Here is a 17,132-nt window from a genome sequence, read left to right on the forward strand (position 1 = left end):
AGTAGGCTCCGGTAAAGTCTGAGTAGAAAAGCGCGCTTAATGTAGTGCATAAGCCGGGCGAAAAACCAGAGTTGACGGCAGAAATTTATGCTATACGTCTGGCTTTGAGCCAGTTTTTTCAACTGCTGTTAACCGTTGGTTATTGCGATGCAGCCGATGCGTGCAGAATATGTGGCACATCGCGCTAACTTTACTTGCGAAAGTTTGTGCTGAAAGGTGTCAGCTTAGATCCGGATTGATCTGCATCAAAATTTACCTACCTCATCAGGGGTAATCTTACCCCGTCGAAACAACTTCCTGACGCTTAAGTATCTTGACCAGGAAACCCTTTTAGTAAGCAACGGCAAAACAGACGCCAACCTGCCCAATATATAAGCATAGCGTGACTATACTTCTGGATTCAGGCTTGTTTACTAAAAGAGTTTAACTTCCTTCAGGAGAGCACTATGGCCGTTACTAATGTTGCCGAACTTAATGCACTGGTTGAACGTGTAAAAAAGGCACAGCGTGAGTACGCTAATTTTAGTCAGGAACAAGTTGATGCAATCTTCCGCGCTGCCGCCCTCGCCGCTGCAGACGCACGAATTCCACTGGCCAAGCTGGCCGTTGCCGAATCAGGTATGGGTATTGTTGAAGATAAAGTCATCAAGAACCACTTTGCTTCTGAATACATCTATAACGCCTATAAAGATGAAAAAACCTGCGGTATTCTCGCCACTGATGACACCTTCGGCACGATTACTATTGCTGAACCGATTGGCCTGATCTGTGGCATCGTTCCTACCACCAACCCAACTTCTACGGCGATTTTCAAAGCACTGATCAGCCTGAAAACCCGTAACGGCATTATCTTCTCTCCGCATCCACGTGCGAAAGATGCCACTAACAAAGCCGCTGACATTGTGCTGCAGGCAGCGATTGCGGCGGGTGCGCCAAAAGATATCATCGGCTGGATCGACACCCCATCCGTCGAACTTTCTAATCAGTTAATGCATCACCCTGATATCAACCTGATCCTTGCAACCGGCGGTCCGGGCATGGTCAAAGCCGCTTACAGTTCCGGTAAGCCCGCAATTGGTGTTGGTGCCGGTAACACGCCAGTCGTAATTGATGAAACAGCGGATATCAAACGCGCTGTCGCATCCATCCTGATGTCGAAGACCTTCGATAACGGTGTGATTTGTGCGTCTGAGCAATCCGTAATTGTGGTTGATTCGGCCTATGACGCGGTACGTGAGCGTTTTGCCAGCCACGGCGGCTATCTGTTGCAAGGTAAAGAGCTGAAAGCGATTCAGGATATCATTCTGAAGAATGGCGCGCTGAATGCGGCGATTGTCGGCCAGCCGGCGACTAAGATTGCCGAATTGGCGGGAATTAGCGTGCCGGCAACCACCAAGATTCTGATTGGTGAAGTGAAACTGGTTGATGAATCAGAGCCTTTCGCGCATGAAAAACTCTCTCCAACCTTAGCGATGTACCGGGCGAAGGATTACCACGACGCGGTCGATAAAGCTGAAAAACTGGTAACCATGGGCGGTATTGGCCACACCTCATGTCTGTATACCGATCAGGATAATCAGATCGAGCGTGTGCATTACTTCGGCGACAAAATGAAGACCGCGCGTATTCTGATTAACACGCCGGCGTCACAAGGTGGTATCGGTGACCTGTACAACTTCAAATTGGCTCCATCACTGACGTTGGGCTGTGGTTCATGGGGCGGTAACTCCATTTCTGAGAACGTGGGACCAAAACATCTCATCAACAAGAAAACCGTGGCCAAGCGAGCTGAGAATATGTTGTGGCATAAACTTCCGAAGTCTATTTACTTCCGTCGCGGCTCACTGCCGATTGCTCTGGAAGAAGTGGCAACTGATGGTGCCAAACGCGCCTTTATCGTTACCGACCGCTTCCTGTTCAATAATGGCTATGCCGATCAGGTGACTCGCGTACTGAAATCTCACGGTATTGAAACCGAAGTCTTCTTCGAAGTAGAAGCTGACCCAACGCTGAGCATCGTCCGTAAAGGTGCAGAGCAGATGAACAGCTTTAAACCTGATGTGATTATCGCACTCGGCGGTGGTTCACCGATGGATGCAGCAAAAATCATGTGGGTGATGTACGAACATCCTGAGACGCATTTCGAAGAGCTGGCACTGCGCTTTATGGACATCCGTAAACGCATCTATAAGTTCCCGAAAATGGGTGTTAAAGCGCGTATGGTGGCCATCACTACCACTTCCGGTACGGGTTCTGAAGTAACGCCGTTTGCCGTGGTGACGGACGATGCGACCGGCCAGAAATATCCATTAGCGGATTATGCGCTGACGCCAGATATGGCCATAGTTGATGCCAACCTGGTGATGGATATGCCGCGTTCACTTTGCGCCTTCGGTGGCCTCGATGCGGTAACGCACTCACTCGAAGCCTATGTCTCCGTATTAGCGAATGAGTATTCTGATGGCCAGGCCTTGCAAGCACTGAAACTGCTGAAAGAGAACCTGCCAGCCAGTTATCGCGATGGCGCAAAAAATCCGGTAGCACGTGAACGCGTTCACAATGCGGCAACTATCGCGGGGATTGCGTTCGCAAACGCCTTCCTGGGTGTGTGTCACTCAATGGCGCATAAACTGGGCTCGGAGTTCCACATTCCACACGGTCTGGCAAACGCCCTGCTGATTTCAAACGTCATTCGCTATAACGCCAATGACAACCCGACTAAGCAAACGGCTTTCAGCCAGTACGACCGCCCACAAGCACGTCGTCGTTATGCTGAGATTGCTGACCATCTGGGACTCTCCGCCGCTGGCGACCGCACCGCGCAGAAAATTGAAAAACTGCTCGCCTGGCTTGAAGAGATGAAAACGCAGTTGGGCATCCCAACCTCAATCCGCGAAGCGGGCGTGCAGGAAGCTGATTTCCTCGCGAAAGTGGACAAACTGGCTGAGGATGCATTCGATGACCAATGTACCGGTGCGAACCCACGCTATCCGCTGATTGCTGAGTTAAAACAAATCATGCTGGATACCTTCTACGGCCGTGAATTTTCTGAGTCATTAAGTGAGAATGCTCAAGAAGTTAAAGCCGAAGTGAAAATTGATAAGAAAACCAAAAAAGCGTAAACCGCTTTAAACAAAAAACCCGCTACGGCGGGTTTTTTTATGGCTTGCTGATGAGTTAAACCTGCGGCGATTGTGAGCCATATATCGCCTGAAGTGAACCCTCATCGATTGCCTGCTTATAGTGTTTACGACAGACCGATATATAACGCTCATTGCCACCAATCACCACCTGCTCACCTTCGCTGAAAGGTTTACCCTTAGCATCAAGACGAAGCACCATGCTGGCTTTTCTGCCACAGTGGCAGATGGTTTTAAGCTCAACCAGCTTATCCGCCCATGCCAGTAAATATTGGCTGCCAACAAACAGCTCTCCACGGAAATCGGTGCGCAGGCCATAGCAAAGCACCGGAATATCCAGATTGTCGACAACATCAGATAATGCTTTGACCTGTTCGCGCGTAAGGAACTGGCTTTCATCGACTAACACGCAATGCACGGGTTGCTTCGCATGTTCTGCAGCTATTTCCTCATCGAGCTTTGTCTCATCGTTATATAAAAATGCAGGAGACGAAAGCCCGATACGTGAACTGACTTTGCCTGCACCAAAGCGGTTGTCGATCTCGGCGGTATAAACCAACGATCGCATACCACGTTCATGATAATTATAAGAAGACTGTAGCAAAGCCGTTGATTTACCCGCATTCATCGCAGAGTAATAAAAATAAAGTTGAGCCATTAGAAAATCTCATCGCAGCCTATATCTGTTGCGGCGCAGTTTACCATAAACCTGTATAGCTGTAGCGATGCATTATTTTTATCATCTGCTCAAAATAACATCACCATTAAGATGGATATCACAGTCACTATAGAAAGAAAGCACGTTTTGACAAAATAACGATTACGCCGATATTTTATTCATTTAAATTAAAGCCGAAGCGTCAGGTTCAGCGTTCAGTCTGGTCAGCAAGTTAGAAAAGATTACCAAATAAGTAAATATATTCTGAAGAGCGTTATCAATCTGCCCTTCTTTTTTATTTTTACGTTTTGCTTTTAAATCTGGCTATTGCAGTTATTTTTTTGCACCATTATTATGAGTCGGCAGAACAACTCCCATTTATTATATTTTGAGATTAGGACAATGAGCGAAGCACTTAAAATTCTTAATAATATCCGTACATTGCGCGCACAAGCTCGGGAATGCTCTCTGGAAACATTGGAAGAGATGCTAGAAAAACTCGAAGTTGTGGTCAATGAGCGTCGTGAAGATGATACTCATGCACAAGCGGAAAATGCAGAACGCACACGCAAACTCGAACAATACCGCGAGATGCTAATTGCCGATGGTATTGACCCAAATGATCTGTTACAGGCATTATCTGAAACGAAAGTTCCGGGCAAAGCTAAGCGCGCTGCGCGTCCAGCTAAATATTCTTACGTTGATGAAAACGGTGAAAACCGTACCTGGACTGGCCAGGGCCGCACTCCTGCTGTGATTAAAAAAGCAATTGAAGAACAAGGTAAACAACTGGACGATTTCCTACTGTAATCATTCCAGCGCTCAGCATTGTAATTAGTTCATCGCTAATTCACTTTGACCAGGTAAGAAAAAGGAAGCCAATGGCTTCCTTTTTTCATGCTTAATTATTGTTGATAGAAGCGGCGATACCAATCAACAAAATGCTGAACACCTTGCTCTACGCTAGTTTGAGGACGGAAATTGATCGCGTCGTACAAAGGTTGCGTGTCAGCGCTGGTGCCCAGTACGTCGCCAGGTTGCATGGGCAGCATATTTTTCTTCGCTTCAATGCCCAATGCTTTTTCCAGCGACTCAATATACGTCATTAAGCTGGTCGGCTGGCTATTACCAATGTTGTAAACGCGATAAGGAGCCGAGCTGCTGGCGGGAGAACCTGCTTCCACCGTCCACTTTTCATCCGGTTGAGGAATCACATCCTGCAAGCGCACGATGGCTTCAGCAATATCATCGATATACGTAAAGTCACGCGTCATTTGTCCGTTGTTATAGACGTCAATTTGCTCACCCGCTAACATCGCGCGTGTAAATTTGAACAATGCCATATCCGGACGGCCCCATGGGCCATACACGGTGAAGAAACGTAATCCCGTAGTGGGCAATTGATAAAGGTGTGAATAAGTATGCGACATCAATTCGTTGGCTTTTTTTGTGGCCGCGTAAAGTGAAACCGGATGGTCAACGGAATCGTCCGTTGAAAAAGGCATTTTGCGATTCAGGCCATAAACTGAACTGGATGAGGCATACAAAAGGTGGCCGATTTTATGATGACGGCAACCTTCAAGAATATTGAGGTGGCCGATTAGATTTGCTTCGGCATAAGCATGGGGATTTTCGATTGAATAACGCACGCCAGCTTGAGCGCCCAAATGAATAACGCGTTCAAACGCATGCTCAGCGAATAAAGAGGAAATGGCCTGGCGATCCGCCAGGTCCATTTTTACGAAAATAAAATCAGGATGTTGGGTGTTCTGGTCTAAACGAGCCTGTTTAAGGCTGACATCATAATAGTCATTCAGGTTATCGATACCGACAACCTGGTGACCAGCGGCCAGCAAACGCTGACTGACGTGAAATCCAATAAAACCTGCCGCGCCGGTGACCAGAAACTTCATACATCCCTCATTATTCTATGATTTTAATTGACGCTCCGCGGCCGATTGCATAGTACGTGAAACCGCGCTTGCTGATACGCTCAGGATCATACAGGTTACGACCATCAAAAATCACGGGTTCTTTTAACGCACTTTTGATGACGTCAAAGTCTGGCGCACGGAAGTTTTGCCACTCAGTACAGATCACTAAGCCATCCGCACCCTGCAGCGCTGCTTCCTTGGTACCCATCAACTTCAGATCGTTACGATGGCCGTAAATGCGTTGCGCTTCGTCCATCGCTTCTGGGTCGAACGCCTGAACCGTTGCCCCTGCTTCCCACAGCGTCTCCATCAGCACGCGGCTGGAGGCTTCACGCATATCGTCAGTGTTCGGTTTGAACGCCAGTCCCCACAGAGCAAAGGTTTTGCCGCGCAGATCGTCGCCAAAATGGCGTTTGATAAATGTAGGCAGCTTGTTCTTCTGCGAATCGTTAACGTCTTCAACCGCCTGCAGTAGACGCGGAGTGTAACCAATTGACTCAGCAGTGCGAATCAGCGCCTGCACGTCTTTCGGGAAACAAGAGCCGCCATAGCCGCAGCCTGGATAGATGAAGTGATAACCAATACGTGAATCTGAACCAATACCCTGGCGAACTTTCTCAACGTCGGCTCCCAGACGTTCTGCCAGGTTAGAGATCTCGTTCATGAAGCTGATTTTGGTTGCCAGCATGCAGTTAGCCGCATATTTGGTCAGCTCTGCACTACGGATATCCATCAAAATCATACGATCATGATTACGGTTGAACGGCTCGTACAGCTCGCGTAACAGCTCAACTACTTCATCATTATCGGTACCGACAACGATACGTTCAGGACGCATGCAGTCATTGACTGCCGCACCTTCTTTGAGGAATTCCGGGTTTGAAACCACGTCAAAGGCGATGTTTGCATCACGCTTTTGCAGGGTTTCCGTCATTACCGCTCGCACGCGATCTGCGGTACCCACTGGTACAGTAGATTTGTCGATAACAACTTTGTGATCGTTCATGTGCTGCGCAATCGTGCGCGCAACGGCAGTCACATACTTCAGATCGGCAGAACCGTCTTCATCCGGTGGCGTACCCACGGCGATAAACTGCATCACGCCATGATTAACGCCTTCTTCCGCATTCGTACTGAACTTCAGGCGACCCGACTCGTAATTAGACATAACAAGCGGCGTCAGGCCTGGTTCAAAGATCGGAATATTGCCTTTCTTTAAGTTCTCGACTTTCTTTTCGTCGACATCAATGCAGAGAACGTCATGTCCGACTTCGGCCAACACCGCAGCCTGAACCAGACCGACATAGCCGATACCAAATACAGTGACTTTCATTGAATTATCCTGTGTTTATTGAGTTACTTTTTGTTGCCTACCGCGCCTTCAAGCCACTGGGTGAAATCTTTACCCAGCACTGGATGGCGAACGCCGTACTCAACAAACGCTTGCATGTAACCCAGTTTGTTACCGCAGTCATGGCTGACACCGTTCAGGTGATAAGCTTCAACGGTCTCTTTTTCCATCAGCATCGCAATGGAGTCAGTCAGCTGAACTTCGCCACCTGCACCTGGAGGCGTTTTCGCCAGCAGCGGCCAGATTTCAGCAGACAACACGTAACGTCCTACAACGGCCAGGTTTGATGGGGCTTCTGAAGCTTTAGGCTTCTCAACCACGCCAACCATTGGCGCGCTCTGACCTGCAGAGAGTTCAGCACCCTGGCAATCAACTACACCGTAAGCGGTTACATCAGCAACCGGCTCGACCATGATCTGGCTGCGGCCGCTCTCTTCGTAACGAGCCAGCATCTCTGCCAGGTTGTCTTTGGTTGGATCAGATTCGTATTCGTCGATGATTACGTCTGGCAGGATTACGGCGAACGGCTCATCACCAATCAGTGGATGTGCGCACATTACTGCGTGGCCCAGACCTTTCGCGATACCCTGACGAACCTGCATGATGGTGACGTGTGGAGGGCAGATTGACTGGATTTCGTCCAGCAGCTGACGCTTAACACGTTTTTCCAGCATAGATTCCAGCTCAAAACTGGTATCAAAGTGGTTTTCGATGGCGTTTTTAGAAGAGTGCGTAACCAGCACAATCTCGTTAATGCCTGCTGCAATGCACTCATTTACGACATACTGGATCAACGGCTTATCGACCAACGGTAACATCTCTTTTGGAATAGCTTTGGTCGCAGGCAGCATACGCGTGCCGAGGCCTGCAACTGGGATTACCGCTTTTTTAACTTTAGTCTTATAGGCAGACATCAAAAATACCTCTCTTAATAGGCCGTTCAAGTTAATACTTGATATGTCGGTTTAAAAACGAAATGAGTATATCAGTTACTATCAGGTGGAATTATCCTGGAAGAAGTTAATCCACGGAATTTAGGACTATTACCCAAGTGTAAAGCTTGCTCCTGGTCCTGTCTTTAACCCACGGAAAAATTAAATCTAACCGGTTATTCTTCGGCTGATAGCATCAAACGTAACCTGCCTCCGGCGCCCCAAATATGACACTGCCAGGCGTCGGCACGTTGGCTGATTTGATTAAGATGAGTGCTGCCCATAGTACCAAGCGGCACACCATTACTGAGTTGGATTTGATGAGTATTGACATGCAACGTCGCGTTGAGCCCTGCTGAAACCAGGATTAGGTTTTTTAACTGGCGATGATAATAGCCCACCAGCAACGGGAACTGCCCGCTGAGATTCGCCTGCCTTAACAGCATGTTGACCTGACGCAGCAGCCCATTCAACTCAGGCAGTCGCTGCTTCTGGCCGGAGAGCTGCTCCTGCAGCAAACCATTAAACAGTGCGCGCAGTAACAGCGCGGCTAACACGCCATTATCGCCAGCGCGCGTTACATCAAGGCAATAGAATGCCAAATCGTTATCTGACAGCGCCGCGATATCCAGTACTAAGCCCGGCTGTTCCGCCATGGTGAGCTGACGGTAATTGATACGGCAATTGGCAATGGTTTGCTGCACCGGCGGCTGGAGCTGTTTGAGTAATTTAGATGCCGCCAGCGGATCGCTGACCAGCGCATCCCAATCCTGAAACAGTTGTTCATCCTCCTCGACTTTGGAGGTAAACATTGATGGATAGAGACACTCAAACACCGCTTCACGGAAACGTTCCATATTTTTGAGCGGTTTTAGCAATACGTCCTGCACGCCCAAACGCAACACATGCGCGATGTCAGCCATATTTTGTGTGGCGGAGATAATCAGAATGGGCACATTGTTGCCGCGCGTGCGAAGACGCTCAACGAACGGGATACCGCCCATACGCGGCATTTCAAGATCGCAAATAACCAGATCCACTGACTGCGCCGACAACAAGGTTAAGCCATCAACACCATCACCTGCCTCAAGCGTTGTTGCACCTAAGCTGGTTAATAAATTGTCTATCAATGAACGGAAAACGACCTCATCTTCGACAATGAGTATCTTTTTGCCGATTAGCGGTTTTTCCATTCTCTCCCCCTGCGTACCAGATAATTCAATAGTGGTTCATAAAATGCCGTTGCGCCTTTCAGAATTGGCTGAAGTCGCAACACCTGTGAATGAACAACCTGACTATCTGCCACGGACCAGCGGTAATAGTTCATCCATTTTTTTCTCAACGGCGGCCTTGCCAGCCGCAATGGCTTCTTCTGCACGATGGAAGTCCAGTGTGGAAATTTGTGGACAAAACGGCTGAATCAGCACATCCGGCGGATCGCCCGCCATGCGGTTACGTTTCAGGCGATTTTCCAGAACCTGGATTGATGTCGACATAATCTCCATCGCACCCGGCGTTTGATTAGCACGGCGATGCGTCAGGCCAATCAGGCGTTGACGCAGTTTCTTTCCCCAGCTCAGCGCTTCTACTGCCGCCGCTTCTTCACCGCTCTGCGGCGTAACTGACAATAAATCCTGTTGCATCAGATGTGCGTCATGCTGTAAATCCACGGCGATAACGATGTCAGCACCCAATGCGCGGGTTAATGAGATCGGCACGGGATTCACCACCGCGCCATCCACCAACCAGTATCCATTGTAAGCAATGGGTGGCAATAAGCCTGGCATACTACAGGACGCACGCACAGCTTGATGCAAATCGCCTTCGGTCAACCACACTTCTCGTCCGGTACTGAGATTGGTCGCGACGACGCCGAATGGCTTATCGCACTCATCGATGAGGTCGTTGGGAATCAGCTGGCGGATGTGGCTAAACACCCGGTCGCCGCGCAATAAACCACCGCGCTGCCACGACAGGTCCATTAATCGAATGACATCCCAATAACGGAATGCACTCACCCACTTCTCCATCATGCCCAGCCGTCCATTCACGTAAGCCGAACCGACCAACGCGCCAACAGAACATCCGGCCACCACATCGATTTCAATCCCTGCGCGTTCCAGCGCATTGATCACGCCGATGTGCGACCAACCTTTGGCAGCACCTGAACCCAGTGCCAGCCCAATCCTGACCTTTCTCATCTCACCTCATGATTGGCATGGTACGTAGCATCACGCCTGACAGTCGGCTACCATAGCGCACGCTTAAATTTACTTTAATCACTTCCAGGAGATGACGTGTCTGAAAAGTGCCCTTGCTGCAGCGGAAAGGAGTATAGCGTATGTTGCCAACCCTTTCTGAATGGCCAAGCGAACCCGTCCAGCGCGGAACAATTAATGCGCTCACGTTACACCGCTTACGTCGTGAAAGATGCCGCGTGGCTGGCGAAAACCTGGCACTCCAGTAAACGCGTGGCCGACCTTGAGACGTTATTATCCGAAAGTTTTGCCGGTACTGAATGGCTGGGCTTGAATGTAACTCGTTGTAATCATGGAAGCCATGAGAATGAAGCCTTCGTGACGTTTTTTGCGCGTTACCTCGAAAAAGGCCGCACTTCAGCCATCTATGAATGTTCGCGCTTTCTTCGCGAGGATCAACGCTGGTACTATGTCGACGGAACAACGCCTGAGTTGGGACGTAACGATCGCTGTCCTTGTGGCGCCGATAAAAAATACAAAAAATGTTGTGGGTAATCTGGACAGATACACAACGGCTTTACCATTCATCGCTTTGACAGGACTCTGATCGAGATGCAAGCGCAAACCATCCAACGAAAAGTTTTACGAACCATTTGCCCTGATGCGAAAGGTTTGATCGCCAAGATCACCAACATTTGCTACAAGCACGAACTCAACATTGTGCAGAACAATGAGTTTGTCGATCACCGCACCGGACGCTTTTTCATGCGCACCGAGCTGGAAGGCATTTTCAACGACAACACCTTGCTGGCCGATCTCGATAGCGCGCTGCCCGTCGGTTCAGTGCGTGAACTGCAAAGTGCCGGTCGTCGCCGTGTCGTGATTCTGGTGACCAAAGAGGCGCATTGCCTGGGCGATCTGCTAATGAAAAGCGCGTTTGGCGGTCTGGATATGGAGATTGCTGCAGTCATCGGTAACCACGAAACGCTGCGCTCACTGGTTGAACGTTTCGATATTCCGTTTGTGATGGTGAGCCACGAAGGCCACACGCGTGAAGAGCACGACAACCGCATGGCGGATGAAATTGACCGTTATCAGCCTGATTACGTGGTGCTGGCAAAATATATGCGCGTGTTGACGCCCGCCTTTGTGCAACGTTATCCAAACCAGATCATCAATATTCACCACTCCTTCTTGCCGGCGTTCATTGGCGCGCGTCCGTATCATCAGGCTTATGAGCGTGGCGTGAAAATCATCGGCGCCACCGCGCACTACGTGAACGATAACCTCGATGAAGGTCCAATTATCATGCAGGACGTGATCAACGTCGATCATAGCTACACCGCAGAAGAGATGATGCGTGCAGGACGAGACGTTGAGAAGAATGTGTTGAGCCGCGCGCTGTATAAAGTGTTAGGCCAGCGCGTGTTCGTTTACGGCAACCGCACGATCATTCTTTAACCACTTCGGCGCTGAACTGCACAACTCTTCAGCGCCACGCATAAAAAGTGGGCAAACAGTTTTTATTTTCAGTGACGGCGCTTTACAGACTGAGCGCATTTGTTATGATGCGCCCCGCTTTAAGACGCAATGATTCAGGCCAGTGGTGGGATTCCCGAGCGGCCAAAGGGAGCAGACTGTAAATCTGCCGTCACAGACTTCGAAGGTTCGAATCCTTCTCCCACCACCATCTGAATCGTCTCTGCCTGAAGCCACAATATGTCATATCCCCGGTGGGATTCCCGAGCGGCCAAAGGGAGCAGACTGTAAATCTGCCGTCACAGACTTCGAAGGTTCGAATCCTTCTCCCACCACCATCAATACCATTCTCCTGTTTTTCCCACTTGTTTTAATCGTTGTAACCTCCTGATTCACACCATGACTTTTCCCCAAAAACTCGTTACCATCGCGCCATACTTTTGCGGATAAAAATGGCAGCGAAATGAAATTTGTCTCTTTCAACATCAACGGCTTGCGTGCGCGTCCTCATCAATTAGCCGCGCTGGTTGAACAGCATCAACCCGATGTTATCGGCTTGCAGGAAACCAAAGTGCATGACGATATGTTCCCGCTCGAAGACGTCAGCAAACTGGGTTATCACGTGTTTTATCATGGACAGAAAGGTCATTACGGCGTCGCGCTGCTGACCAAAGCTGAGCCTGTCAACGTCTACCGTGGTTTCCCTGGCGATGAGGAAGATGCGCAGCGTCGTTTGATCATGGCGGAAATCCCGAGTCCGATTGGTGATATCACGGTGATCAACGGTTATTTTCCGCAGGGTGAAAGCCGCGACCATCCCACCAAGTTCCCGGCGAAAGAGAAGTTTTATCGCGATCTGCAAAGCTATCTTGAGCAACAGCTAGCCGTGGATAAACCGGTATTGATCATGGGCGACATGAACATCAGCAGCACCGATTTTGACATCGGCATTGGTGAAGACAATCGTAAACGCTGGCTGCGTACCGGAAAATGCTCGTTCCTGCCTGAGGAGCGCGAGTGGATGGATCGCTTGCTAAAGTGGGGTTTGGTTGATACCTGGCGCGATAAGTTCCCGGAGACCAACGATCGTTTCTCATGGTTTGATTACCGCTCGAAAGGCTTTGACGACAACCGTGGTCTGCGCATTGATCTGCTGCTGGCAAGTCAACCGCTCGCCTCGCGCTGTATTGAGAGTGGCATCGATTACGATATCCGCAGCATGGAGAAACCGTCGGATCACGCCCCGGTTTGGTCGACATTTAAGCTGTAATGAAGCAGCGTGGCGTGATACGCCACGCGCTTTTATTTGATGATTTTCCAGATAAGCGGATTAGTGCCTAATACCTTCTCATCCCTGCCGCACTGCAATAACACGCCTTCCGCTTTGACCACCGCACCTTCAGAATAACTGCGGTTCTCATAGGTACAGCACTGCATGCAGTTGCTTTGACGATTGTTCTGCCCTTGTGTCCACACTTCTGGCGGCAGATCCACCACCACATCGGTATTGCCCATACGATTGTTTTCCGGCTGGCGGTTGGCCAGCGCCGAGGTGCTACATAACAACAATCCGCCCAGCAACATCATTGCATAACGCATCACTCTGTCTCCTTGGTTTTGCGACGAGCCGTTTTCGGTTTGGCTTTCTTTTTGGCCCCAGGCGCTGTCAATCCGCGAAAGGCCTGTAACGACGGTCGCTGGCGTGCTTCACCAATCAGCCCAATCAAGGTGCTGACCAGCGGCTGCATAAACTCATCATAGCGACAAGACTTCTCGCTAATCCGGGTAAGCGTCGATTCCCATTGCGCCGTCATATCGGGCCGGGCGGCCATTTCTGGCAGTGCATGGATCAACGCCCTGCCCGCATCCGTCGAATGAATATAGCGGCCTTTTTTCACCAGGAAAGTGCGGCGGAACAGCAATTCGATAATGCCCGCACGCGTCGCTTCCGTACCTAAACCATCGGTTGCACGCAGCACTTTCTTTAATTCTTTATCCTGCACAAAGCGGGCGATGCCGGTCATCGCAGACAATAGCGTCGCATCGGTAAACGGACGCGGCGGTTGCGTCTGCTTCGCCAGCACTTCGCCGCGCTCGCACAGCAGCTCATCACCTTTAGCGACGACCGGCAGCGGCGTGCCATCGTTCTCCTCGTCACGCTCTTTACTGCCGAGCAGCGCACGCCAGCCGGCTTCGGCCAGAAAACGCGCTTTGGCGATAAATTTTCCGCCGCCGATATCAAGATCTATAACGCATTTGCGGAACACCGCATCCGGGCAAAACTGCATTAAATACTGACGGGCGATCAATCCGTAAATATTGGCCTCATTTTCGGTCAGACTAACCTTACTGGCACGCGCAGTGGGAATGATGGCATGGTGCGCATCGACCTTTTTGTCGTCCCAGCAGCGGTTCTTCTGATCGGGATTGAAATCCGCTGGCGGTGTCAGATTGGGCTGATGCGCCTGAATGGCGTTCAGCACCGCATGGCGTCCGGCAAAGTGCTCATCGGGCAGATAGCGGCTATCGGAACGCGGGTAGGTGATCAGCTTATGGGTTTCATACAGCCGCTGACAGCAATCCAGTACGTTCTGCGCGCTGAGGCCAAAGCGCTTACCGGCTTCGATCTGCAGGCCAGAAAGCGAAAATGGCAGCGGTGCGGTATCGGATTCACGTTTGTCGTTATATCCGGTGACCAGCGCCGGCTTACCATTAATGCGCTCAAGCACGTGATCCGCCAGCGGACGATGCAGCAAACGCCCCTCTTCATCCTGCCACGGCTCGCAAGCATCGCTTGGCACCCATGTCGCGACAAAACGCTCGTCTTTTGGCGTGACGATGTGCGCTTTAACTTCGAAATAGTCCTTAGGGATAAAGTTTTCGATCTCTTCATCGCGGCGCACCACTAAACCCAGCACCGGCGTCTGCACGCGGCCAACCGACAGCACGCCGTCGTAACCGGCGTTACGGCCCAGCAAGGTAAAGGCGCGCGTCATGTTGATGCCGTACAGCCAGTCGGCGCGCGCACGCGCTAACGCAGACACACACAGCGGAATGAATTCGCGGTTCTCACGTAAGCGCCCAACCGCACGTTCAACCGCCGAAGGATTAAGATCGTTAATCAGGCAGCGCTGCACCGCTTTGCGTTTCTCTGGTGCGAGCTGCAGATAATCCAGCACTTCATCCACCAGCAGTTGACCTTCACGATCGGGGTCACCCGCATGCACCACCATGCTGGCTTGTTGCAGCAGGCCTTCAATCACTTTTAACTGCTTAGCCACGGATGGACGTGGCTGCAAGCGCCATTTTTCCGGAATAATCGGTAAATCAGCCAGATTCCAGCGCGCATAGCGGCTGTCATAACTGTCGGGCTGCGCCTGCTCCAGCAGGTGCCCAACACACCAGGTCACAACCTGGTCATTCCCGCAGGCAATATAGCCGTCTCCGCGTCGATGCGGTTTTGGCAACACGTCGGCAATCGCACGCGCTAAGCTGGGTTTTTCGGCAATAAACAAACGCATGGATGGCGTCGTTCCTTAACGTCAGGTAACTACGGTAATCAGTGGACGATCGGCTCTAGCGGCAAACAGTTCGCCAATCGACGTTGCTTGCACGCCTGCTGCAGAGGCGCAGCGCTGGAATGCCTCAATGGCGCTGGGTTGAACCGCCACCAGCAGACCACCGGAGGTTTGTGGATCGCACAGCAACGCGCGGGTGGCGTCATCTAAGGGTGAAACCTGCTCGCCATAGCTGGCGAAGTTGCGGCTGGTGCCACCGGGCACCGCTCCCGCAGCGATATAGTCATCGACGCCCGCCAGGCGCGGTACCTGCGCTGCAATCACTTCGGCACGCAATCCTGAACCCTGGCAGATTTCACTTAAATGGCCGAGCAAGCCAAAACCGGTGACATCGGTCATCGCGCTGATGCCCGCCAGTTTGGCGAACTCCGCTCCGGCTTTATTCAGCTGGCACATCACATCGGCAGCCAGCGAACGGTGTTCAGGCCGCAGCAGGCCTTTTTTCTCCGCGGTAGTGAGAATGCCAATGCCTAATGGTTTGGTGAGGAAAAGCTGACAACCGGCCTGCGCCGCGCTGTTCTTTTTCACCCGCGCCACATCGATGATACCGGTTACGGCCAGGCCGAAGATCGGCTCTGGCGCATCAATCGAATGGCCGCCCGCCAGGGCGATTCCCGCCGCCTGACAAGCGGCACGCCCGCCCTCGACCACCTGCTGCGCCACTTCCGGACTCAGTAGATTCACCGGCCAGCCTAATATAGCGATCGCCATGATGGGTTTCCCGCCCATGGCGTAGATATCGCTGATGGCGTTAGTGGCGGCGATACGACCAAAGGTAAAAGGATCGTCGACGATCGGCATAAAGAAGTCGGTGGTGCTTACCACCGCAGTACCGTTGCCGAGATCGTAGACTGCAGCATCATCACGCGTTTCATTGCCAACCAGCAGTTGCGGATCGTTAAACGGACTGAGCTCACTGCGCAGAATGGTTTCCAACACCTGCGGCGAAATCTTGCACCCACAACCCGCACCGTGGCTGTATTGCGTTAAACGAACAGGTTCACTCATGGCGACTTCCTTATGCGATGAACAGAAGGCGCTATGTTAGCCTGGCTGTCAGTTGGGAGTAAGTGTTGCACGACCTAACCTCGATCTTTCGCACAGGCTCTGTGCAATCTTTGCAACGGCGCCTAACCTGCCGCAAAAGTCCAGCATGGTCTGTCAGAAATAACTGACAAACTGCGCGGTGTCCGGCGCAACCACGGTGGTGTTGGCTTTCAACTGTGGCGTGCCGAGATAGAGGAAACCAACAATCGCATCTTGCTCGCGGCAGCCAAAGGCTTCGCGCACGGACGGATGATCGGTCCACGGACCGCTGCGCCAGATGCCATTAAAACCTTGCGCCACGGCGGCCATCTGCATCGCCATCACTGCACAGCTGGCAGACGCCAGTTGCTCCCACTGCGGCACTTTGGCGTTCTCTTCACAATGCGCCACCACGGTGATGATCATCGGCGCGCGATAAGGCGCGGAGGCTGCTTTGTCAATCGCCTTCTGCTCAAGGTTGCTGTCACGCGCGGCCTGTTCCAGCAAGTTAGCAAAGCGCTCGCGCCCCTCATTTTCGACAATAATGAAACGCCATGGCTGCAGCGTACCGTGATCGGGGGCGCGCATCGCGGCGTGCAGAATATTTTGCAACGCTTCACCTGCCGGAGCCGGTTCTGCCAGACGAGACGCCGAGCGGCGATTAACTAATAAATCCAATGCATCCATTATTCTTCTCCCGTGAATAAAAAGCGTGGGCTAATCCTGGCACAGCACGATCTTTTGTAACAGTCTGGCGCGATTTCCTGCTGACTTTTCGCACGCCGCTCTTTAGGATGAACCCGACATCGGGGCAGACCGCGTGCTGGCTGCCCTGC

Annotated in this window: 15 protein-coding genes and 2 tRNA genes; 7 read left to right on the plus strand and 10 right to left on the minus strand. The window is 51.3% G+C overall.

Translation table 11 applies throughout. From position 1 onward, the window contains the following. The first annotated feature begins 446 nt into the window (after window positions 1-446). Window positions 447-3,122 carry a bifunctional acetaldehyde-CoA/alcohol dehydrogenase gene (gene adhE / locus IB226_RS05680; protein ID WP_101764245.1) on the plus strand — a complete coding sequence of 892 codons (2,676 nt, stop codon included), beginning with the start codon at window positions 447-449 and terminating at the stop codon, window positions 3,120-3,122. 55 nt (window positions 3,123-3,177) lie between these two features. Here the strand turns inward: adhE and tdk are convergent, their stop codons facing one another. After that, complete coding sequence (gene tdk / locus IB226_RS05685; RefSeq protein ID WP_101764244.1) at window positions 3,178-3,798, minus strand: thymidine kinase; 621 nt, start codon at window positions 3,796-3,798, stop codon at window positions 3,178-3,180. Between the two features lie 402 nt (window positions 3,799-4,200). On the opposite strand from tdk, the gene hns reads away from it, so the two are divergent. After that, window positions 4,201-4,608, plus strand: a complete 408-nt coding sequence (hns, locus tag IB226_RS05690) for a histone-like nucleoid-structuring protein H-NS (protein WP_101764243.1) — start codon at window positions 4,201-4,203, stop codon at window positions 4,606-4,608. A gap of 95 nt (window positions 4,609-4,703) precedes the next feature. Here the strand turns inward: hns and IB226_RS05695 are convergent, their stop codons facing one another. The 5 genes from IB226_RS05695 to rssA all read right to left on the minus strand — a co-directional run bounded on the left by IB226_RS05695 (window position 4,704) and on the right by rssA (window position 10,216). Further along, a complete protein-coding gene (locus IB226_RS05695; RefSeq protein ID WP_101764242.1) occupies window positions 4,704-5,711 on the minus strand; it encodes an NAD-dependent epimerase in 1,008 nt (335 codons plus the stop codon). Window positions 5,712-5,721: 10 nt separating this feature from the next. After that, window positions 5,722-7,065: a UDP-glucose/GDP-mannose dehydrogenase family protein gene (locus IB226_RS05700; protein ID WP_192234033.1), complete on the minus strand. Its 1,344-nt coding sequence runs from the start codon at window positions 7,063-7,065 to the stop codon at window positions 5,722-5,724. A 23-nt stretch (window positions 7,066-7,088) separates the two neighbouring features. Further along, complete coding sequence (gene galU, locus IB226_RS05705; RefSeq protein ID WP_101764240.1) at window positions 7,089-7,997, minus strand: UTP--glucose-1-phosphate uridylyltransferase GalU; 909 nt, start codon at window positions 7,995-7,997, stop codon at window positions 7,089-7,091. Window positions 7,998-8,191: 194 nt separating this feature from the next. Next, complete coding sequence (rssB, locus tag IB226_RS05710) at window positions 8,192-9,208, minus strand: two-component system response regulator RssB (protein ID WP_101764239.1); 1,017 nt, start codon at window positions 9,206-9,208, stop codon at window positions 8,192-8,194. A 102-nt stretch (window positions 9,209-9,310) separates the two neighbouring features. Continuing rightward, window positions 9,311-10,216, minus strand: coding sequence for a patatin-like phospholipase RssA (rssA, locus tag IB226_RS05715; RefSeq protein WP_192234035.1), 906 nt, complete (start codon window positions 10,214-10,216; stop codon window positions 9,311-9,313). A gap of 96 nt (window positions 10,217-10,312) precedes the next feature. On the opposite strand from rssA, the gene IB226_RS05720 reads away from it, so the two are divergent. The 5 genes from IB226_RS05720 (at window position 10,313) to xthA (ending at window position 12,962) form a co-directional block, all read left to right on the plus strand. Further along, window positions 10,313-10,768, plus strand: coding sequence for a YchJ family metal-binding protein (locus IB226_RS05720; RefSeq protein WP_101764237.1), 456 nt, complete (start codon window positions 10,313-10,315; stop codon window positions 10,766-10,768). Between the two features lie 57 nt (window positions 10,769-10,825). Further along, window positions 10,826-11,674 carry a formyltetrahydrofolate deformylase gene (gene purU / locus IB226_RS05725; RefSeq protein WP_101764236.1) on the plus strand — a complete coding sequence of 283 codons (849 nt, stop codon included), beginning with the start codon at window positions 10,826-10,828 and terminating at the stop codon, window positions 11,672-11,674. 144 nt (window positions 11,675-11,818) lie between these two features. Next, window positions 11,819-11,903 (plus strand) — tRNA-Tyr (locus tag IB226_RS05730). Between the two features lie 42 nt (window positions 11,904-11,945). After that, window positions 11,946-12,030, plus strand: a tRNA-Tyr gene (locus IB226_RS05735). Between the two features lie 125 nt (window positions 12,031-12,155). Next, window positions 12,156-12,962, plus strand: a complete 807-nt coding sequence (gene xthA, locus IB226_RS05740) for an exodeoxyribonuclease III (protein ID WP_192234037.1) — start codon at window positions 12,156-12,158, stop codon at window positions 12,960-12,962. Window positions 12,963-12,994: 32 nt separating this feature from the next. Here the strand turns inward: xthA and IB226_RS05745 are convergent, their stop codons facing one another. The 4 genes from IB226_RS05745 to IB226_RS05760 form a co-directional block, all read right to left on the minus strand. Further along, window positions 12,995-13,291 (minus strand): YnjH family protein, encoded by a 297-nt coding sequence (locus IB226_RS05745; protein WP_192234039.1) that lies wholly within the window; start codon window positions 13,289-13,291, stop codon window positions 12,995-12,997. Then, complete coding sequence (locus IB226_RS05750; protein ID WP_137385899.1) at window positions 13,291-15,213, minus strand: DNA topoisomerase III; 1,923 nt, start codon at window positions 15,211-15,213, stop codon at window positions 13,291-13,293. Before IB226_RS05750 ends, IB226_RS05745 begins: the two co-directional genes overlap by 1 nt. 21 nt (window positions 15,214-15,234) lie before the next feature. After that, a complete protein-coding gene (selD, locus tag IB226_RS05755) occupies window positions 15,235-16,278 on the minus strand; it encodes a selenide, water dikinase SelD (RefSeq protein WP_192234041.1) in 1,044 nt (347 codons plus the stop codon). Window positions 16,279-16,431: 153 nt separating this feature from the next. Then, window positions 16,432-16,983: an NAD(P)H nitroreductase gene (locus IB226_RS05760; RefSeq protein WP_110866269.1), complete on the minus strand. Its 552-nt coding sequence runs from the start codon at window positions 16,981-16,983 to the stop codon at window positions 16,432-16,434. Window positions 16,984-17,132 lie beyond the last annotated feature (149 nt).

The organism is Pantoea sp. PNT03, assembly GCF_014852515.1.
GTDB classification, from domain to species: Bacteria; Pseudomonadota; Gammaproteobacteria; order Enterobacterales; family Enterobacteriaceae; genus Pantoea; species Pantoea leporis.

Coding starts and splice junctions, on each gene's coding strand:
- adhE (WP_101764245.1), top strand. CDS start 447: ATGGCCGTTACTAATGTTGCCGAACTTAATGCACTGGTTGAACGTGTA.
- tdk (WP_101764244.1), bottom strand. CDS start 3,798: ATGGCTCAACTTTATTTTTATTACTCTGCGATGAATGCGGGTAAATCA.
- hns (WP_101764243.1), top strand. CDS start 4,201: ATGAGCGAAGCACTTAAAATTCTTAATAATATCCGTACATTGCGCGCA.
- IB226_RS05695 (WP_101764242.1), bottom strand. CDS start 5,711: ATGAAGTTTCTGGTCACCGGCGCGGCAGGTTTTATTGGATTTCACGTC.
- IB226_RS05700 (WP_192234033.1), bottom strand. CDS start 7,065: ATGAAAGTCACTGTATTTGGTATCGGCTATGTCGGTCTGGTTCAGGCT.
- galU (WP_101764240.1), bottom strand. CDS start 7,997: ATGTCTGCCTATAAGACTAAAGTTAAAAAAGCGGTAATCCCAGTTGCA.
- rssB (WP_101764239.1), bottom strand. CDS start 9,208: ATGGAAAAACCGCTAATCGGCAAAAAGATACTCATTGTCGAAGATGAG.
- rssA (WP_192234035.1), bottom strand. CDS start 10,216: ATGAGAAAGGTCAGGATTGGGCTGGCACTGGGTTCAGGTGCTGCCAAA.
- purU (WP_101764236.1), top strand. CDS start 10,826: ATGCAAGCGCAAACCATCCAACGAAAAGTTTTACGAACCATTTGCCCT.
- xthA (WP_192234037.1), top strand. CDS start 12,156: ATGAAATTTGTCTCTTTCAACATCAACGGCTTGCGTGCGCGTCCTCAT.
- IB226_RS05745 (WP_192234039.1), bottom strand. CDS start 13,291: ATGCGTTATGCAATGATGTTGCTGGGCGGATTGTTGTTATGTAGCACC.
- IB226_RS05750 (WP_137385899.1), bottom strand. CDS start 15,213: ATGCGTTTGTTTATTGCCGAAAAACCCAGCTTAGCGCGTGCGATTGCC.
- selD (WP_192234041.1), bottom strand. CDS start 16,278: ATGAGTGAACCTGTTCGTTTAACGCAATACAGCCACGGTGCGGGTTGT.
- IB226_RS05760 (WP_110866269.1), bottom strand. CDS start 16,983: ATGGATGCATTGGATTTATTAGTTAATCGCCGCTCGGCGTCTCGTCTG.